We start from the raw sequence: 16,144 nt of genomic DNA, 5'->3' as shown, positions 1-16,144 counted from the left end.
GTCCGGGTCCTGCGCGGCGATCAGACGAATGCCGGCCGGCGAGACTGCGCCGCAGCCGGTGCGCCCCGGGACGGCGCGGCGGGCGTTTCCTCGTGCCGCACCTGGTGACGTCCGTCCCCGCCGAGCGTGACGATGCTGACCGCCACCTGGTCCTCGTCGCCCGGCCGGGAGAAGGTGGTGGTGATCCGCACCAGGAGCTCCGTCCGGTTCGGATCCGGATTGCCCGGCTCGATCTCGGCGCGGATGGTTGCGGTCCAGCCGTCCAGCATCTGCGGCTCGACCGGCGACAGGGTGATGTTGCCGACACCGCCGTCCTCATATTGCCAGTCGATCGCGATACCCGCCTTGGTGGTGCCGCTCGGCCCCGCAATATAGGGCCAGTCGTCGACGACGACCCGCTGGCCAGGCAGCGGCGGGATGCCGGAGCCGCCGGCCAGGGCATTGGCCGGACGGGCGATGCCGCCGAGCGCGGGCAGATCGTAACGTACCCCCGCTTTGTCCTCGACGGATCGGGTCAGCGAGGTGCCGAAGCCGAGACGGTCATCGTCGGCGGCATGGCCGTTGCGGCCGGCATCGAGACCCTGGGCGTAGCCTGCCGAGACGGCGCTGCCGCGGTTCGGGACGTTGCCGAAGGTGCCGCCGCTGTGGAGCAGCTGGATCCTGTCGATGTCGCCGGCCGCCTCGAACTCGGCGGCGAACGCGTCGTAGGTCATGATGTAGCGGCTGCCGGTGCTGTGGCCCGCGCCATGCGGGCCCGGCGCGCCCGGTGTTCCGACCACGCGATCCCACGGATCGGTGATCCGGACGAAATAGCGCCCGTTCTCGCGATACATTCCGGTGACGACGATGGCGTGCACGCCGGGGACCTTGGCCGTCACCCAGATCGGTCCGTTCGCCTCCAGGATCTGGCAGAAGCCCTCGGGCGTGTAGCAGGCGTTCGGGTGGACGACGAGGCCGATGGCATCGGCGAAGCGGCGCTTGTCCTCCGGCGCGAGCCCGCCTGTCAGCGAGGAATCCATCCCATTGTAGCGCGCGATCAGCGTCGGATCGACCGACTGACGATCGCGCCATCCGACGACCATCGCGGCCGCGGTCGCCCAGCAGCTCATGTCGGTCGGCTGGGCGATCTGCTGGACGTCGTCCCAATTGATCGTCCAGTCGTCGGCATCGAGCGCGGCCGCGGCGGCGCCCGAACGATAGCGGTCGGCACGGGTCCAGTCGCTGCGTGCGGAAAGGCCCTGGGCGTAGCCTGCGGCGGCGGCATTGCCGCGGTTGATCGTGTGGCCGTGCGTTCCACCGGTGTGGAGGAGCTGCGCGAACTCGGTGTCGCCTGCCGCTTCGAACTCGAGCGCGAACGCCTCGTAGGGCATGATATACTGGCTGCCGGTGACGTGGGTCGGCGGCGCATCCCCGCGGCGGCCGGCGGCATCGACCACGCGATCCCAGGGATCGGTGATCCGCACATAATGTTGCCCGTTTTCCCGGTACATTCCGGTGACGACGATGGCGTGGAGGAAGGGCACCTTGGCGGCGACCCACACCGGGCCGTTGGCCTCGATGATGGCGCGGAAGCCATCGGGTGTGTAGCAGGCGTTCGGGTGGACGGTGAAGCCGATCGCCTGCGCGAAGCGCGCCGCGCTCGACGGCGGAAGGCCGTTCTGGACCGAGAGATTGTCGAACTGGGCGATGCTGTCGATCGACACCGATTGGCGCCGCCGCCAGCCGTCGATCATCGCGGCGGCGGTTGCCCAGCAGCTCATGTTGGTGGGCTGCGGGACCAGATAGACCTCGTCCCAGTTGATCGACCAATCGTCGGCATCGAGCCCGCGTGCGGCCGGCCGTGCCGTGCTCGGAGCGGCGAGGCCCTGGGCGGCGGCGCCGGCACGGCTCGGAACCGCGATCCAGCTGGTGCTGATCTCACGATCGGTCGGCGCGACCAGGCTGTCCGGCCCGTTGCCGGCCGCCACCGGATCGTAGGTGTAGATCTGGCGTTCGTTGACGTAGAGTTCGTGGGCGGGGAAGCCGTCGTGATCGCCGACGACCATGACCTCGACGCCATTGGCGCCGCGCTTCAGGTAGATCGACACATCGGCGTCGATGTCGGGCGACGGCCAGACCAGAGGGAGCGCGCCGGCCATGCGAATGGTGACGACGGCGCTGTTGCTGGTCATCGCCAGGATGCTTCGCTGAGTCGTTCCGGCACCCTGGTAGATGCGCAGATTGTCGTCGCTGACCTGAAGCGTGCTGCGGCGGCTGGGGGTGAGCCCGGCCTGCTTGTCCAGCCACCAGTCCGGTTTGCCTTCGACATGATAGGTGTAGCTGGAATCGTAGGCCGTCGATTCCCCCCAATGACGATTGACGGTGCGCAGGTTGGAGATGCCCCCGGCTGCGTCCAGCGTGAGCGTGGCGGTGATCTCCGCCCGGCTGCTGCCGCGGTCGTAGCTGAAGCCCCGACCATCGCCGCCGAAGTCCTCGCCGCCGATCAGGCTCGGCAGGCCGATCCGGCCGGGATCGTAATCGGACGCCGGGCCCTTGATGATCGGCGAGGGGATGAAGGCGCGATACTTGATCTCCACCGTGTCTCCGCCTGCATCGAGCGCGGCTGCGGCGGCGGGATCGAGCGCAGCCATGGCGAAGCCGAGCTGGCCTGCGACGGCGTGCTGCACGCTGGTGAAGACGTCGACCGGGGACAGGCCGGCACCGACGCCGGCCTGCAGGGTGACGCCCTGGAAGGCACGATTGCCGTCGAACAGCGCCGCTGCGCCCCCCGTGATGCCCTCGCCACCCGAAATGCCTGCCGTATAGCTGACGCCGCTAAAGGCACTGACGCCGCCCCGGAGGATAGTGACCTGCAGGTTGAGCCCGATCGAGGCGATCCAGCCCGCGGTGACTTCGAACTGGCCGTAGACGCCCATCACGTTGCCGGGCGCGAAGATCAGGCCGCAGCCGAGCCCAGCACCGCCGAGCAGTCCGGCGCCGACCGACGGCCCGATGCCGATCGCGAGCCCGCCGGCCTCGGCTGCGGCGCGTGCCATCAGTACGAACGGCATCATTGCAGGGTTGGCGGCAAGCATTGCCTGGATGGCGATGCTGCGCAGTTGCGAGACCGTGTCCACCGGCGGCGCGGTGATCGGCTGCTGGTTGCTGGAAACGCTGATCGTCCCCGCATCGAGCGACACGGCGCGCAGGCGCGGCTCGCGGTAGCCGAGGCCCTGCCCGCTCGCGGGAGCCGGTAGAGACGCGGCGTAGCAGGCCGCGACCAGCTGCATGTATCGGTCCCAATCCCAGGCGCCGTTCGGGCAGGCGGTGTGGCTGGTGCCGGGATGCGCCTCGTTGTGGCCGATGATCGTCTGCCGATCCGGAACAAGGGCGTAACGCCGGCACAGATCGGCGACGAGGGCGGCGGATGCCTGATATTCCGCGTCGCTCGGGGGCAGATGGGGCAGGGTGACAGAGCCGTAGCTGGCGCCGCCCTGCTTTACCGCGACATGTTCGATGCCGATGCTGCGCCGATTGGCGCCCATCGCGTGCCAGGCGGTATCCGCCTCGGCGACGAACTGGATGACCTCGCCATTCTGGGCGACCAGATAATGAGCGCTGCTGTTGGCATCAGGACGGGTGAAGTGGCTGACGGTGCTGCCGGTGGTGTTGGCATCGGTGATGTGGATGACGATCCGGTCGATCGCCTGCCCGCTACGCCCGGGGTTGAACGCCGGCGACGGTGCGATCCGGGTCGTTCCCGCATAATCGGCGGCGTTGAGCGCGAGCGTGCCGGCTGCGGCACTGACAGAGACGTCTTCCTCGCTATAGGCCGGCCCCTCGATGCCCATCGACTCCGGATCGACCTCGAGGCCACGGGAATAGCTTTGGGCTGCCGTTGCAGGAGGCTCGACGTGCGGGGAAGGGGCTGCCGTCGCGGGTGGATTGCTCGACAGCGGCGGCAGCGGTCCGAAGCCGTCGTCATAAGGGACGTCGGCGGGCGCGGGGCCAGTCGCGGCCGGGGACGGTGCGGTCGGACGGGCAGTCTGCGTCGGCTGCTGAACCGGGCGCATCCCAGGTTGCGCCCGGTCGCCGGCCCATTCGAGCACCGCGTTCGACCCGCCATAAGCCTCACCGCCGCCGCGGCGTGCCGGGTACATCCGCACCCGGCGCAGTGAGCGATCGGTAAGGCCGCTCAGCGAAACGTAGGGGCTGCTCGCCGTCGGCAGCACGTCGACGGTCCAATCGTTGGCAGCGGGCGGAGTCGCGGTGGCGAGGCCGAACCAGAGCTGGCTGGCGGTGACGAAGCGGGCGAGCACGTCGGGCGGCACGACATAGACGGCCTCGCCGCGCGACACCGACAGCAGGCCATGCTCGCGGCTGGAGTAGAAAGTCGACGGACTGCGCCCCTCCCGCCTGGTGAACAGGGCCGGATCGGTCGCAAGCACCACCTCGGCAGCGCGAGGCGGATTGTCCGTGCGGATCGTGAAGCCCAACATGGGAAAGCGGTCCGTGACGTCCAGGCGGGTGGGGCGGAGCTGCGCAACCATGGGTCTACCTCTCGTTTGAATCGGGCTTGCCCGGGGTGCGGGCGGGATCGGCGATGGCGCGGCGTCGCGCATCGATCGCACGGCGTTCGAATTCGCTTGGGTTGGTGAGCTCGAAGTCGGCGCCGTCTTCCGCGTCCGCGGCAAGGTCCGGGATCGGCTCGAAAGCATCTTCGAACTGGTCGACGGAGCGGGCGAGCAAGCGGGCAAGCAGCTTGGCATGGACCGGGCTGACGGCGATGCGGCTCATCAGCCGGAATTCGCCGCTTTCCGGTGTGACCTGGCCGGCATCGAGCAGAAACTCGAACGCATTGTGGCCCACTTCGAAATAATTGGCGTAGCAGGCGAGCGGCGGCCGGACACGCACCGCGATCCCGTCACCATCATCGGGGATGTCGATCGGATCGCTTCGCCCTGTCGCCACGTGCCTGCCTCATTGCTCGACGCTGCCGCCAATACGGAGCAAGAGCCGGGCCAATTTGCCAAGTATCTGCAAAGTCTGGTAAAAGCCGGATCGCACGGGCTCCGCCAATGTCACACGGTACAGGTTGGGCCGTACCATGTGACAGCCGATCAGGCCGCCGGCTCGGGCGCTGTCAGATCGTATTTGGCGAGACGACGGTAGAGCGTCATCCGCGACCAGTTCATCTGCCGCGCGGCCTCCACCTTGTTCCAGTTGGTGTCGCGAAGTACCGCGATCAGCCGCTCGCGCTCGGGCTCCTGCGGCATCCTCTTGCCGGCGAACAACCGTCGGTAGGCCGGTGGCAGATCATCGAGGCGCAGGGCGCCGCCGCGGGGAGGATCGACGAACACGGCCTCCACCATGTTGCGGAGCTCGCGAACGTTGCCCGGCCAGCGGTAGCGCCGCATCAAGTCGAGCAGAGCGGAATCGGGGCGGCCGACCCGCAATGCCTGGCGGCGGTTCTGATCGTCGATGAAATGGGCGACGATTGGCGCGATGTCCTCGGGCCGCTCGCGCAGGGGCGGAAGCTCGATCCGGGCGACGTTCAGGCGGTAGAAGAGGTCGGCGCGGAAGGCCCGCCGCTCGACGAGTTCCTCAAGGCATTCGTTGCTTGCGGCGACCACGCGAACGTCGACCGGCCGCGGGCGAACGCCGCCGATCGGATGGATGCATCGATCCTCGAGGACGCGCAGCAGCTTCGCCTGGCCGGCGAGCGTCATCTCGCTGATTTCGTCCAGGAACAGGGTCCCTTTGTCGGCCTGGGCGAACCGCCCGGCGAATGCGCTGTGGGCGCCGGTGAACGCACCCCGTTCGTGGCCGAACAGCTCGGACTCGATCATGGTCTCAGGGATGGCCGCGCAATTCACCGCGACGAAGGGGCCTGCGGCGCGACGGCCAAGCCGGTGCACGGCGGACGCGACGCGTTCCTTGCCGGTACCGGTCTCACCGGTGACCAGCACGGTCGCATCGCTCCGTGCCAGTTTGCCGAGATAGCGGCGCAGCTCGTGGATCTCGGCGCTGGAGCCGAACAGGCCGTCGCTTCCAGCCATGTCCCACCCCTGGTCCAAAGCCAAACCCCTCCTTGTGGAGCGTCGCGATCCTGCAAGCACGCAAGTGCGCAGCTCGCGGAAGCGGTCCACGGTACACGTCAGGATTTTTCGAGTTCTTCGTCGGTATTTAGCGTGATTCCACGGCCCGGCTTGGTCCATGAAAGCTCGAACGGTGGATAAGGCTACTCTCTCTTGCCCGAGTCGGCAAGATGAGTGACCAGCGTCCGCCAGTCCATGCCTGTCGCGATTGAGAACGAGTTCGTTTCATCCGCTTACCCGCTAGCAGCTCGAACCCGTATCAACTCTCGAATAGCTGATGATACGCTTGGTCCGATCCGGAGATTTTTCTTTTGCCGGATTGTCGGGGCATGCTGGAGATGTTCAGCGTGCGTTCGCTCCGCCGGAAAGGTCCGGCCTGCGAAAGAGGCCGATCAACCGGGCGTGCCAGGAGAGCCGGGGCGGCGCCGGCGGCGACCAATCCGGTTGCGGACGCCGCGCCGGCTTGCGCGTGTAGAGCTGCAGTTGCGGCGGCAGGGTTTCGCGGAGAACCAGCTTCTCGCGGCCGCGAACGACATCTTCGGCTTCTGCCAGCGCGCGGACCAGATCGTCCTCCCGAAACGGCTTGGCAAGGCAACCGATGGCCAGATCCGGGAGCGGAAAGCTGGGGACCGTACCGGTGATGAAGAGACACAGCACGCCCAGATCGTGGAGCTTCGAGGCAACGTTGAAGCCGCTGCAGCTGTTGGCGAGTTGCAGATCGACGAGCGCAAGGTCCGGCCGATGCGCTTCGGCGGCGGCGAGTGCGCTCGCAAGATCGTCCGCCATGGCCGCGACCTTGTAGCGCGGGTTGAGTTCGACGAGTTGCTGCAAGGTCAGAGCGAGTTGCCGTTCGTCCTCGACGATGATGAGCTTCAGCACCTGCATCCTCCCCGCAAGTCCGCGTCTGGACTTGGGGCAGAGCTTCGCGCGAACGCGAACAGGAAGCGACGGCGCGGGAGCCGATTTGCGGCGAGCGAAACGAATTGTGGGCCAAGCCGTTGCGCAGGCGTGCCGATTCCGCGCTTGCGGTGCCGGGCGCACGCCTCGACAGCGATGCTCGCCGGCTGGTAGGGGCGGCGCTCCACCTCCGGAGCGCCCCGTTGACCCTCCAGTCTGCCGCAGAAGCCGCATCCCTGTTCGCCCGGCTCGGCATCGATCCGGTATCGGGCGACCTCGCGTCGCACTCGCCGATCGACGGGGCCGAGATCGGCCGCGTCGCCGCCGCTTCGGCCGCCGAGGTCGAGGCTGCGGTCGAACGTGCGCATGCCGCCTTCGGCGCCTGGCGCAGCGTGCCACCGCCTCGCCGCGGCGAACTCGTCCGCCTGTTCGGCGCGGTGCTGCGCGAGGAGAAGGAGAGCCTGGGCCGTCTGGTCAGCCTCGAGGCGGGCAAGATCCTGCAGGAGGGGCTGGGCGAAGTGCAGGAGATGATCGACATCTGCGATTTCGCGGTCGGCCTCTCCCGCCAGCTCTACGGCCTCACCATCGCCACCGAGCGCCCCGGCCACCGCATGATGGAGACCTGGCACCCGCTCGGTGTCGTCGGCGTGATCTCCGCCTTCAACTTTCCGGTCGCGGTCTGGGCCTGGAATGCCTGTCTCGCCTTCGTCTGCGGCGACGCCGTGGTGTGGAAGCCGTCGGAGAAGACGCCGCTCACCGCGGTTGCGGTGCAGGCCTTGTTCGCGCGCGCGGCGGCACGCTTCGGCGATGCCCCCGAAAATCTCAGCCAGGTGGTGCACGGTGGGCGCGAGGCCGGCGCGGCTTTGGTCGATCACCCGAAGATCGCGTTGCTGTCTGCGACCGGGTCGACACGGATGGGGCGCGAGGTCGCGCCGCGGGTAGCGGCGCGCTTCGGACGCACCCTGCTCGAACTCGGCGGCAACAACGGCATGGTGGTCGCGCCGACCGCCGATCTGGCACTCGCGGAGCGCGCGATCACCTTCGCCGCGGTCGGCACCGCCGGGCAGCGTTGCACGACCCTCCGGCGGCTGTTCGTCCACGACGACATCTACGACCGCCTCGTTCCCCGGCTGCAACAGATCTGGGCGGGCGTCCCGGTCGGCAATCCGCTCGAGGACGCGGTCCTGGTCGGCCCGTTGATCGATCGCGGATCCTACGAAGCCATGCAGGCGGCGCTTGCCCGCGCCCGTGCCGAGGGCGGCTCCGTGCAAGGGGGCGAGCGCCTGGGGGGCAAGGGCCGAGCTTATTATGTGCGCCCGGCGATCGTGGAGATGCCGGAGCAGACCCCGGTGACGCTGACCGAGACGTTCGCGCCGATTCTGTACGTGATGCGCTATTCGGGCCTCGATGAGGCGATCGCGGCCCATAACGCGGCGCCCCAGGGCCTCGCCTCGTCGATCTTCACCAACGACATTCGCGAAGCCGAGACATTCCTTTCCGCCGCCGGATCGGATTGCGGCATCGTCAACGTCAATATCGGCCCCTCCGGCGCCGAGATCGGCGGCGCGTTCGGCGGCGAGAAGGAAACGGGCGGCGGCCGCGAGAGCGGCTCGGATGCGTGGCGGACCTACATGCGCCGCGCCACCAACACGATCAATTACAGCCGCGACCTGCCGCTTGCGCAGGGCATCAACTTCAACATGCCCTGATGCCGAGCCTGGCCATGCTGACGCCCGATCCGGGCGATCTCCATCATGAATCGCGATGGGCGGAGGTGGTCGAGGCCAATTCCGCGCCTTTGCGCGCGGTCGGCTTCACCGTCGAACAGCGGACCTGGACCGATGCCGGGGATCTCGGCGCCTTCGATCTTGTTCTCCCTCTTCTGGCCTGGGGCTACCCGCGCGCGCATCAGCGCTGGCTGCAGGCGGTACGCGGCTGGTCGGAAGCCGGTATCCGCCTGCATAATCCTGCGTCGGTGCTGATCTGGAATTCCGACAAGCTCTATCTGGGGCGTCTCGCCGAGCGCGGCGTGCCGGTGGTGCCGACCCTTTATGCGAACCGGCTGACGCCGGAGCTGCTTGCCGAGGCCACGCAGCGTTTCGGCAGCGAGAGGCTGGTGGCCAAGCCGCAAATTTCGGCCGGCGCCTGGCAGACGATCCGCTGGTCGTCCGGCGAGCCCCTAGATGGTGGCCCAACGGGCCCCGCAATGGTTCAGCCCTACCTTCCTCAGATCGAAACCGAGGGCGAAGTGTCGCTGTTATATTTCGGCGGCCGCTTCAGCCATGCCATCGCCAAGCGCCCCCAGCCGGGCGACTTTCGAGTGCAGCCCGAATATGACGGGATCATCACCGTGCATGCGCCGACTGCCGCGGAGCACGCGGCGGCAGAGGCGGTGCTCGCTGCGATCGAGGAGCCGTTGCTCTATGCGCGAGTCGATCTCGTCGGGGGGGCGCAGGCACCGATGTTGATCGAGATGGAGCTGATCGAACCCGATCTCTATCTCGGCTACGATCCGGCGAAGGGCGCGCTGTTCGCAAAGGCTGCCAGGGAACTGATTGCGGGCTGAGCCCTTGTTGGCCCATGGGCCACGTCATCCTCCTCGGCGATTCGATCTTCGACAATGGCGTCTACGTTCCGGGTGAACCCGACGTGGTGCAGCAGCTGCGCGCGAAGCTGCCCTTCTCGTGGCAAGCCAGCCTCCTCGCCGTGGATGGCGCCGTAACCGGCAATATCCTCTCGCAGCTGACGCGACTTCCCGCCGATGCCGGGCATCTGGTGGTGAGTGCGGGCGGCAACGATGCGCTGGGCGCGTCGCACGTCCTTGGCCAGAGCGTCGGCAGCGTCGCCGAAGCGGTGTCGCTGCTGGAGGTGGCGCAGAGCCGATTTGCGGCCGACTATGCGGCCATGGCCGACGCCGTGCTCGCCCGCGGACTGCCCACCGCCTTCTGCACGATCTACGACACGCCGCCGTCCGCGCCCGATCACCGCATCGTCCGCACCGCGCTTGCCGTGTTCAACGACGTCATTACCCGGACGGCCTTCGCACGCGGCGCCACCCTGATCGATCTGCGGCTGATCTGCGATCGTGACGAGGATTACGCAAACCCGATCGAGCCTTCCGCGGCGGGCGGCAACAAGATCGCGTCCGCCATTGCCCGTTTCGCTTCGGGAACCTTCGCTGCCGACGCTCGCTGTCGCGTCGTCGCTTCGGCGGCCTGACCGCCGAGGCCCCGGCGCGTGTTGCCTGGGGGAATGCGCCTCCCGATTGCGTGCGATCCAGCGGGAGAAGTTCCGATGAATACACGTACGTTCGCTCTCGTCTTCGGCATCATCTTCCTGCTCGTCGGCGTCGGCGGTTTCATTCCCGGACTGACGACGGCTGCGAGCCCCGATCCTGGTCTGAGCGTCGTGCACGGCTATGGCCACGAACTCGGCCTGTTTCCGGTCAACACGCTGCACAATATCGTTCATCTGATCTTCGGGGTCTGGGGCCTTGCCGCCTCGCGGGCTCTTGGCGCCGGCCGTGCCTATGCGAAGGGTGTCGCAATCATCTACGCCTTGTTCACGGTCATGGGGCTGGTTCCCGGCCTTCACACCACGTTCGGTCTGGTGCCTCTCTACGGCGCCGACGTGATCCTCCATCTGCTGCTCGCCGCGATCGCCGGTTATTTCGGTTTCGTCCGCAACGATGCGGTCATTACGGATCGGGCTTGAAGCAGGGGGCGAGACACCTACCTCTCGCTGAGCCGACTATGAACATTGGCCCGAACTCTCTTGGTTCGGGCCGATTTATTTTTGTTTTTCAACGCCTGTTCGGTTCTTGATGACGAAGGCCGCTCAGGGTAAAGGACGAATGCCGAGGGGACGCGGTGCCGCCACCAGATGTGCGGCCGTCCATCGCTATTAGGGAAAATAGCCCATGTATCGCAGTATCTGCTTGCCGCTTGTCCTGTTGTCGACGGCTGCCGCCGGCCTCGCCCAGACCGCGCCCGTCCCGACCCCTGGAACGGCCCTGCCGGCGGCAAGGATTCCGGCCGCTCCCGCGCCCGGTGCAGCCGCGGCAGTTCCGGTGGCACCGATGGCGGTGCCGGCGGCGCCGGTGCTCGCAGCGGAATGGAAGCGCAAGCAGGCGCAGGAACTGCTCACCTTTATCGAGGAGATCGATGGCGAAGGGCTCGATCCGTCCGATTACAATCCCGGCCGTCTTCGCCAGGCGATCGATGCCAAGAGCGACGACCTCAGCACGATCGCGACCGACACCTTCCTCAAGGTGGCGTCCGATCTGATGTTCGGTCACGTCCGCGGCGCCGCCAGGATCGACTGGTTCGTGCAGGACGACAGCTGGACGGTGTACGATCAGCAGAGTTTGCTAACCCGCGCCACGGCCGGCGAGACGGTGAGCGACACCTTGCGCTCGCTGCTGCCGACCCACCCGCAATATGCGGCGCTCAAGGCCGCGCTCGACAAGCATCAGGGTGCCGCCCGCGACAAGATCCGCACCAATCTCGATCGCTGGCGCTGGCTGCCGCGCGATCTCGGCCAGAAATACGTGATCGTCAACGTGCCGGCCTATACGGTGGCGTTGGTGGAAGGCGGCCGCACGCTCGATCGTCGCCGGGCCGTTGCCGGTGCGGTCAAGACGCCGACTCCGTCGCTCAACGCAACGATCACGGGCGCGATTTTCAACCCGTGGTGGGAGGTGCCGGCCAGCATCTCGCGCGAAGTCGGCGGCAAAAAGGGTTATGTCTCCGTGAAGCTGCCGGGCGGCGGGGTCCGTTACCGCCAGCCGCCGGGACCATCCAACGCGCTCGGCCGGGTGAAGCTGGTGATGGGCAATCCGCATGCCATCTACCTGCACGACACCAACGCCAAGAATCTGTTCAACAAGCAGGCGCGCGCCTATAGCCATGGCTGCATCCGCACCGAGGATGCAGTCGGTTTCGCCGCCACTCTGCTCGACGGCACCGAGTGGAGCCGGGACAAGGTCGCGGCGACGGTGAAGTCCGGCAAGACGGTGCAGGCGAATGTCGCGACCCCGATCCCGGTGTACATCGTCTACTTCTCGGTCGCTGCGACCGACGAGGGTGAGCTTGCCCGGTATGACGATATGTATACCCGCGATGCCAAGGTCCTCGCGGCGCTGAACGATCGGCCGACGTCGGCGTCGCTCGCGTCCAACTGATCCGGCTATTCTGCTTCAAGAAAAGGGCATGCCACTCCGGTGGCGTGCCCTTTTGCTTGTGCGCGATCGGTGGTCACCAGCCGCATGACGGTCACGGCCACAGCCGCCGTTCGGTCGCGGACGAGCGCAAGCAGCTGATAATGCACGGGAAGTCGGATCCGGGATCCTGCTGCCGCGTTTGCGGAGTTCCTCGCATGCCTGAAAGCCTCTCATGACCACCCCCCAAATGCTTGCCTTCGCCGTTCTCGGGGGGATGATGCTGCTCTTCGTCTGGGGCCGGATCCGTTTCGATCTGGTCGCGATACTCGCGCTCCTCACCTGCCTCGCCGTCGGCATCGTCAAGCCGAAGGAGGCGTTCACCGGCTTTTCCGACGACATCGTGATCATCGTCGCGTCGGCGCTCGTCATCTCGGCGGCGGTCGAGCGGTCGGGCGTGATCGAGGTGGTGCTGTCCAGGCTCGCAGGCGGCACCACCCGTTTCGGCACCCAGCTCAGCCTGCTGGTCGGCTCCGTCACGATCCTGTCGGCCCTGGTCAAGAATATCGGAGCGCTGGCGATGATGATGCCGGCCGCGTTCCAGATGGCCAAGAAATCGAACAGCTCGCCATCCTGCATGCTGATGCCCATGTCGTTCGGTTCGCTGCTCGGCGGACTCATCACGTTTGTCGGCACCTCTCCCAACATCATCGTCAGCCGGGTCCGCGAGGAGATGACCGGGCAGCCTTTCTCGATGTTCGACTACACGCCGGTGGGTCTCGGCCTCGCCGCCGCCGGCTTCCTGTTTCTGCGGTTCGGATACCGGCTGCTGCCGGCCGGGCGGCGCGCCGCACCGACCATGGGCGAGGCGCTCGACATCGAAGATTATGCGACGGAGGCCGAGGTGCCGGCGCGATCGGCAGCGGAAGGGCTCACCGTCGGGCAGTTCCGCGACATGGTCGAAGGCGAGATCGCCGTCACCGGCATTCACCGGTACGACGGCCGCAGCGCCATGCCGCTGCCGGATGCAGTGATCAGCGCCGGGGACATTCTCACTTTGAAAGGCGATCCGGACGCACTCGAGCGGGCAATCTCGGTCGCCGGGCTCGAACTGGAAGGGCAGCATCGCCAGGCGGCGGCGACGCGCGGTTCTTCCAACGTGGGGGTGATCGAGGCGGTGGTCGGCCGCGACAGTGTTCTTGCCGGCCAGGCCGCAGGCAGGATGGCGCTGCACGAACGGCACGGCGTCAATCTGATCGCGGTATCGCGCCGCGGGGAACGGATCACGGCGCGGCTGCGCGACATCGTGCTGTGTCCCGGCGACGTGATCGTGCTGCAGGGGCCGCTCGACACGTTGCCGGAGCGGTTGCGCGAGCTTGGCTGCCTGCCACTGGCCGAGCGCCAGCTGCGCCTCGGCGCCGCCCGCCGCGGCCTGATTCCGATCGCCATCCTTGCAGTCGCGATGGCTTTGACCGCGCTCGGCGTGCTGCCGGTGGCCATCGCCTTCTTCGGAGCGGCCGCATTGATCATGCTGGCCGGGGCGCTGCCGGCGCGAGAGGCTTACGAGCGGATCGAGTGGCCGATCCTGATCATGATCGGTGCCCTGATCCCGGTGTCCGACTCGCTGCGCACCACCGGCGCGACCGATCTGATCGCCCACTGGCTCTCCGCCGCCGCGGCGACCTTGCCCGCCTGGGGGGCGGTCGGGCTGATCCTGGTGGCAGCCATGGCGGTCACGCCGTTCCTCAACAATGCGGCGACGGTGCTGGTGATGGCGCCGATCGCCGCCACCTTCGCCAGCGGGCTCGGCTACAGGCCGGAGGCGTTCCTGATGGCGGTGGCGGTCGGCGCCGGCTCCGACTTCCTCACGCCGATCGGCCATCAATGCAACACGCTGGTGATGGGGCCCGGTGGCTATCGGTTCAGCGATTATGCGCGCCTGGGCGCTCCGCTCAGCCTGATGGTGGTGATCGTAGGAGTGCCGTTGATACTCGCAGTGTGGCCGCTGCGGTGAAGTGGGGCTTCACCGGTGGTGAAGCCCCGCCAGATCAAAAGCGCATGCCGACGCCGACCTTCAGCTGGTCGCGCGCGACATCGTGGCCGAGATCACCCTCGTCATAATCGGTCCTGAGATACTCGGCCTTGGCATAGAAGCTGGCGAAGGCCACCTCCGCACCCGCGCCGAAATGGATGCCGCGCTGGGTATCGCTGCCTGCGCGATCGGCGTCGGGATCGGTGACGTCGGTATAGACGCTCTTGAAGCGGCCGCTCGAATAGCCGACCTTGCCGTAGGCGAGGATCGGGCCTCCGATCTTGAACCCGGCGCGGGCGCCGAGCGCGTAATTGCGCTTCGCCTTGTAGCAGAATTCATCGGATCCGAAGACGGAGTCGCACCCGTCGACGTTCGGAAAGTCGACGCCGACATAGGGGCCGACCACCGCGGAACCGAGGTCGAGATCGTAGCCTGCTTCAAGCCCGAACGAGACGTCGTCCTGCTTGCGGCTGAACGGCGTGGTGCCGTTGTCCAGATCGGCCTTGACCGAATCCTTGGCCCGGCCTGCGGTTACCTCCGCGCGAAGGCCCGAGAAATCGGCCGCCGCGGCCGGTGCGGCGGTGAGAAGAGCGGCCGCCGTGGCTGCCAACATGATGCGAAACGTCATTGCATGACCCCTTGTCGCGCGGAATGCTGTTCCGCGTCTTGATTCCCTGTTTGATGCGATACCCGCCCCCGGGCGCGCCTGCGCTAGAGGGGCGAAGCTGTCCCTCCGATTTACGGCGCGCCGCGCGACGTCCAGCCGTTGGCGGAGCAAGGCTAACCGCCGCTTGATCCCGTGTCGAAACATGCCATGATGATGGGCTCTCGGGGAGGACCGCATGTTTGCACGTGGGGCGAAAACGGGTCGCGAATTCTCGTTCATCGGGCCGGACGTGACGGTGACCGGCAACATCGTCACCGACGGTCGACTCCATGTCGACGGCACCGTCACCGGCGACATACGATGCGGGTCTCTGACCCAGGGAAGCAGTGGCGCGGTCCACGGCAACATCGTCGCGGAGGAAGCTGAGCTTGCGGGGCTTGTCGATGGGGCGGTCGAGGCAGGCACCCTGACCCTGGCCGCCTCGGCGCGGATCACCGGGGATGTGCTCTACGAAACGGTCGGAATCGCCGCCGGTGCGCAGGTGGAAGGGCGCTTCCGCCGCCGCAAGGGACCGTCCGACCACGGCGCCAGTGCGGCGCGGGAAGAGGGGCTCCGGGCGATTTCGCCGCCACCCTCGGCAATGGCCGAGCGCGCCAGCGGCGGGGAACGGCCCGTTCGGCAGCCCACGCGACGGTCGGCGCCGCGCCGGCCGGAGCCTGCCGAATTGTTCGCGCACTCGGCCGATCCGACCCCGCAGATCGAGGCCGCCGAATAGGAACCTGCATCCCGCAGCCTTCGTTGGCCTTCCATGCACGATCGTGGAGGACGACATGAATTCGGATGAGACTAAGAGCAGCGGCGCGACCTCCGATGGGCTCAGCGGCGGCTCCGGCGGCGGAACGGCTGGAACCGGTGGGTTCGACGTCGGCGCGGGGACCGGCGTCGGTGCGGGCGCCACAGGCGTCGCGACTGGCGACCAGGATGATACCGGCGGTCTGACCCTCGGCGCAGACACCGGGAGCGGCGGCGAGGGGCAGGGACAGGAGCTTGCCAACCAGCTCGGCGGCCGTGGCGACGGCGGGGCCACTGGAGCCGGCATGACCGGCGCCGGATCCGCTACCGGCGACGCGAGCGCGATGCGCAGTGAGGGCTCGGCCGCCGATGGGAATGCCGGCGGAGTCGATGCGGGTTCGCCGGGCGGAATGGGCGGGGTGCGCGCGACCGGCGGCACCGGTTCGGGGCGTCCCCCGGGCGGCGTCAGTCCCGTGCAGATCGAGCAGGAAACACGCAGCAAGAGCTGAGGCTTGCGCCGACGCGGTGGCACCGGCGTTCAACAGGGTGAAGCCGGTGTAAACCGTGCGGAGCAACCATGC

Annotated in this window: 13 protein-coding genes; 8 read left to right on the top strand and 5 right to left on the bottom strand. The window is 67.5% G+C overall.

What is annotated here, in order from left to right; translation table 11 throughout:
* Positions 1 to 20 precede the first annotated feature (20 nt).
* The 4 genes from ETR14_RS05090 to ETR14_RS05075 all read right to left on the bottom strand — a co-directional run bounded on the left by ETR14_RS05090 (position 21) and on the right by ETR14_RS05075 (position 6,956).
* Positions 21 to 4,529, bottom strand: coding sequence for a papain-like cysteine protease family protein (locus ETR14_RS05090; RefSeq protein ID WP_165356320.1), 4,509 nt, complete (start codon positions 4,527 to 4,529; stop codon positions 21 to 23).
* Between the two features lie 4 nt (positions 4,530 to 4,533).
* Complete coding sequence (locus ETR14_RS05085; protein WP_206185970.1) at positions 4,534 to 4,950, bottom strand: DUF3467 domain-containing protein; 417 nt, start codon at positions 4,948 to 4,950, stop codon at positions 4,534 to 4,536.
* A gap of 149 nt (positions 4,951 to 5,099) precedes the next feature.
* Positions 5,100 to 6,038: a sigma-54-dependent Fis family transcriptional regulator gene (locus ETR14_RS05080; protein WP_129383656.1), complete on the bottom strand. Its 939-nt coding sequence runs from the start codon at positions 6,036 to 6,038 to the stop codon at positions 5,100 to 5,102.
* A gap of 381 nt (positions 6,039 to 6,419) precedes the next feature.
* On the bottom strand, positions 6,420 to 6,956 hold the full coding sequence (locus ETR14_RS05075; RefSeq protein WP_165356319.1) for a response regulator: 537 nt from the start codon (positions 6,954 to 6,956) through the stop codon (positions 6,420 to 6,422).
* A gap of 119 nt (positions 6,957 to 7,075) precedes the next feature.
* On the opposite strand from ETR14_RS05075, the gene ETR14_RS05070 reads away from it, so the two are divergent.
* The 6 genes from ETR14_RS05070 to ETR14_RS05045 all read left to right on the top strand — a co-directional run bounded on the left by ETR14_RS05070 (position 7,076) and on the right by ETR14_RS05045 (position 14,146).
* Positions 7,076 to 8,683 (top strand): aldehyde dehydrogenase family protein, encoded by a 1,608-nt coding sequence (locus tag ETR14_RS05070; RefSeq protein ID WP_371416748.1) that lies wholly within the window; start codon positions 7,076 to 7,078, stop codon positions 8,681 to 8,683.
* On the top strand, positions 8,683 to 9,540 hold the full coding sequence (locus tag ETR14_RS05065) for a RimK family alpha-L-glutamate ligase (protein ID WP_129383653.1): 858 nt from the start codon (positions 8,683 to 8,685) through the stop codon (positions 9,538 to 9,540). Before ETR14_RS05070 ends, ETR14_RS05065 begins: the two co-directional genes overlap by 1 nt.
* 14 nt (positions 9,541 to 9,554) lie before the next feature.
* Positions 9,555 to 10,193: an SGNH/GDSL hydrolase family protein gene (locus ETR14_RS05060; RefSeq protein ID WP_129383652.1), complete on the top strand. Its 639-nt coding sequence runs from the start codon at positions 9,555 to 9,557 to the stop codon at positions 10,191 to 10,193.
* Between the two features lie 75 nt (positions 10,194 to 10,268).
* Positions 10,269 to 10,688, top strand: a complete 420-nt coding sequence (locus ETR14_RS05055; protein WP_129383651.1) for a DUF4383 domain-containing protein — start codon at positions 10,269 to 10,271, stop codon at positions 10,686 to 10,688.
* Between the two features lie 205 nt (positions 10,689 to 10,893).
* Complete coding sequence (locus ETR14_RS05050) at positions 10,894 to 12,156, top strand: L,D-transpeptidase family protein (RefSeq protein ID WP_129383650.1); 1,263 nt, start codon at positions 10,894 to 10,896, stop codon at positions 12,154 to 12,156.
* Positions 12,157 to 12,367: 211 nt separating this feature from the next.
* Positions 12,368 to 14,146, top strand: a complete 1,779-nt coding sequence (locus ETR14_RS05045; protein ID WP_129383649.1) for an SLC13 family permease — start codon at positions 12,368 to 12,370, stop codon at positions 14,144 to 14,146.
* 34 nt (positions 14,147 to 14,180) lie between these two features.
* On the opposite strand, the gene ETR14_RS28135 is transcribed toward ETR14_RS05045, so the two are convergent.
* A complete protein-coding gene (locus ETR14_RS28135) occupies positions 14,181 to 14,792 on the bottom strand; it encodes an outer membrane protein (RefSeq protein ID WP_165356318.1) in 612 nt (203 codons plus the stop codon).
* 214 nt (positions 14,793 to 15,006) lie between these two features.
* Between ETR14_RS28135 and ETR14_RS05035 the strand changes: the two genes are divergently transcribed.
* Complete coding sequence (locus ETR14_RS05035; RefSeq protein ID WP_129383647.1) at positions 15,007 to 15,546, top strand: polymer-forming cytoskeletal protein; 540 nt, start codon at positions 15,007 to 15,009, stop codon at positions 15,544 to 15,546.
* Between the two features lie 55 nt (positions 15,547 to 15,601).
* Positions 15,602 to 16,072 (top strand): hypothetical protein, encoded by a 471-nt coding sequence (locus ETR14_RS05030; RefSeq protein WP_129383646.1) that lies wholly within the window; start codon positions 15,602 to 15,604, stop codon positions 16,070 to 16,072.
* Positions 16,073 to 16,144 lie beyond the last annotated feature (72 nt).

This window comes from Sphingosinicella sp. BN140058, assembly GCF_004135585.1.
In the GTDB taxonomy this organism is placed as follows: domain Bacteria; phylum Pseudomonadota; class Alphaproteobacteria; order Sphingomonadales; family Sphingomonadaceae; genus Allosphingosinicella.
The sequence above is the reverse complement of the archived record's forward strand: the minus strand, read 5'-3'. Positions and strand labels throughout refer to the sequence as shown.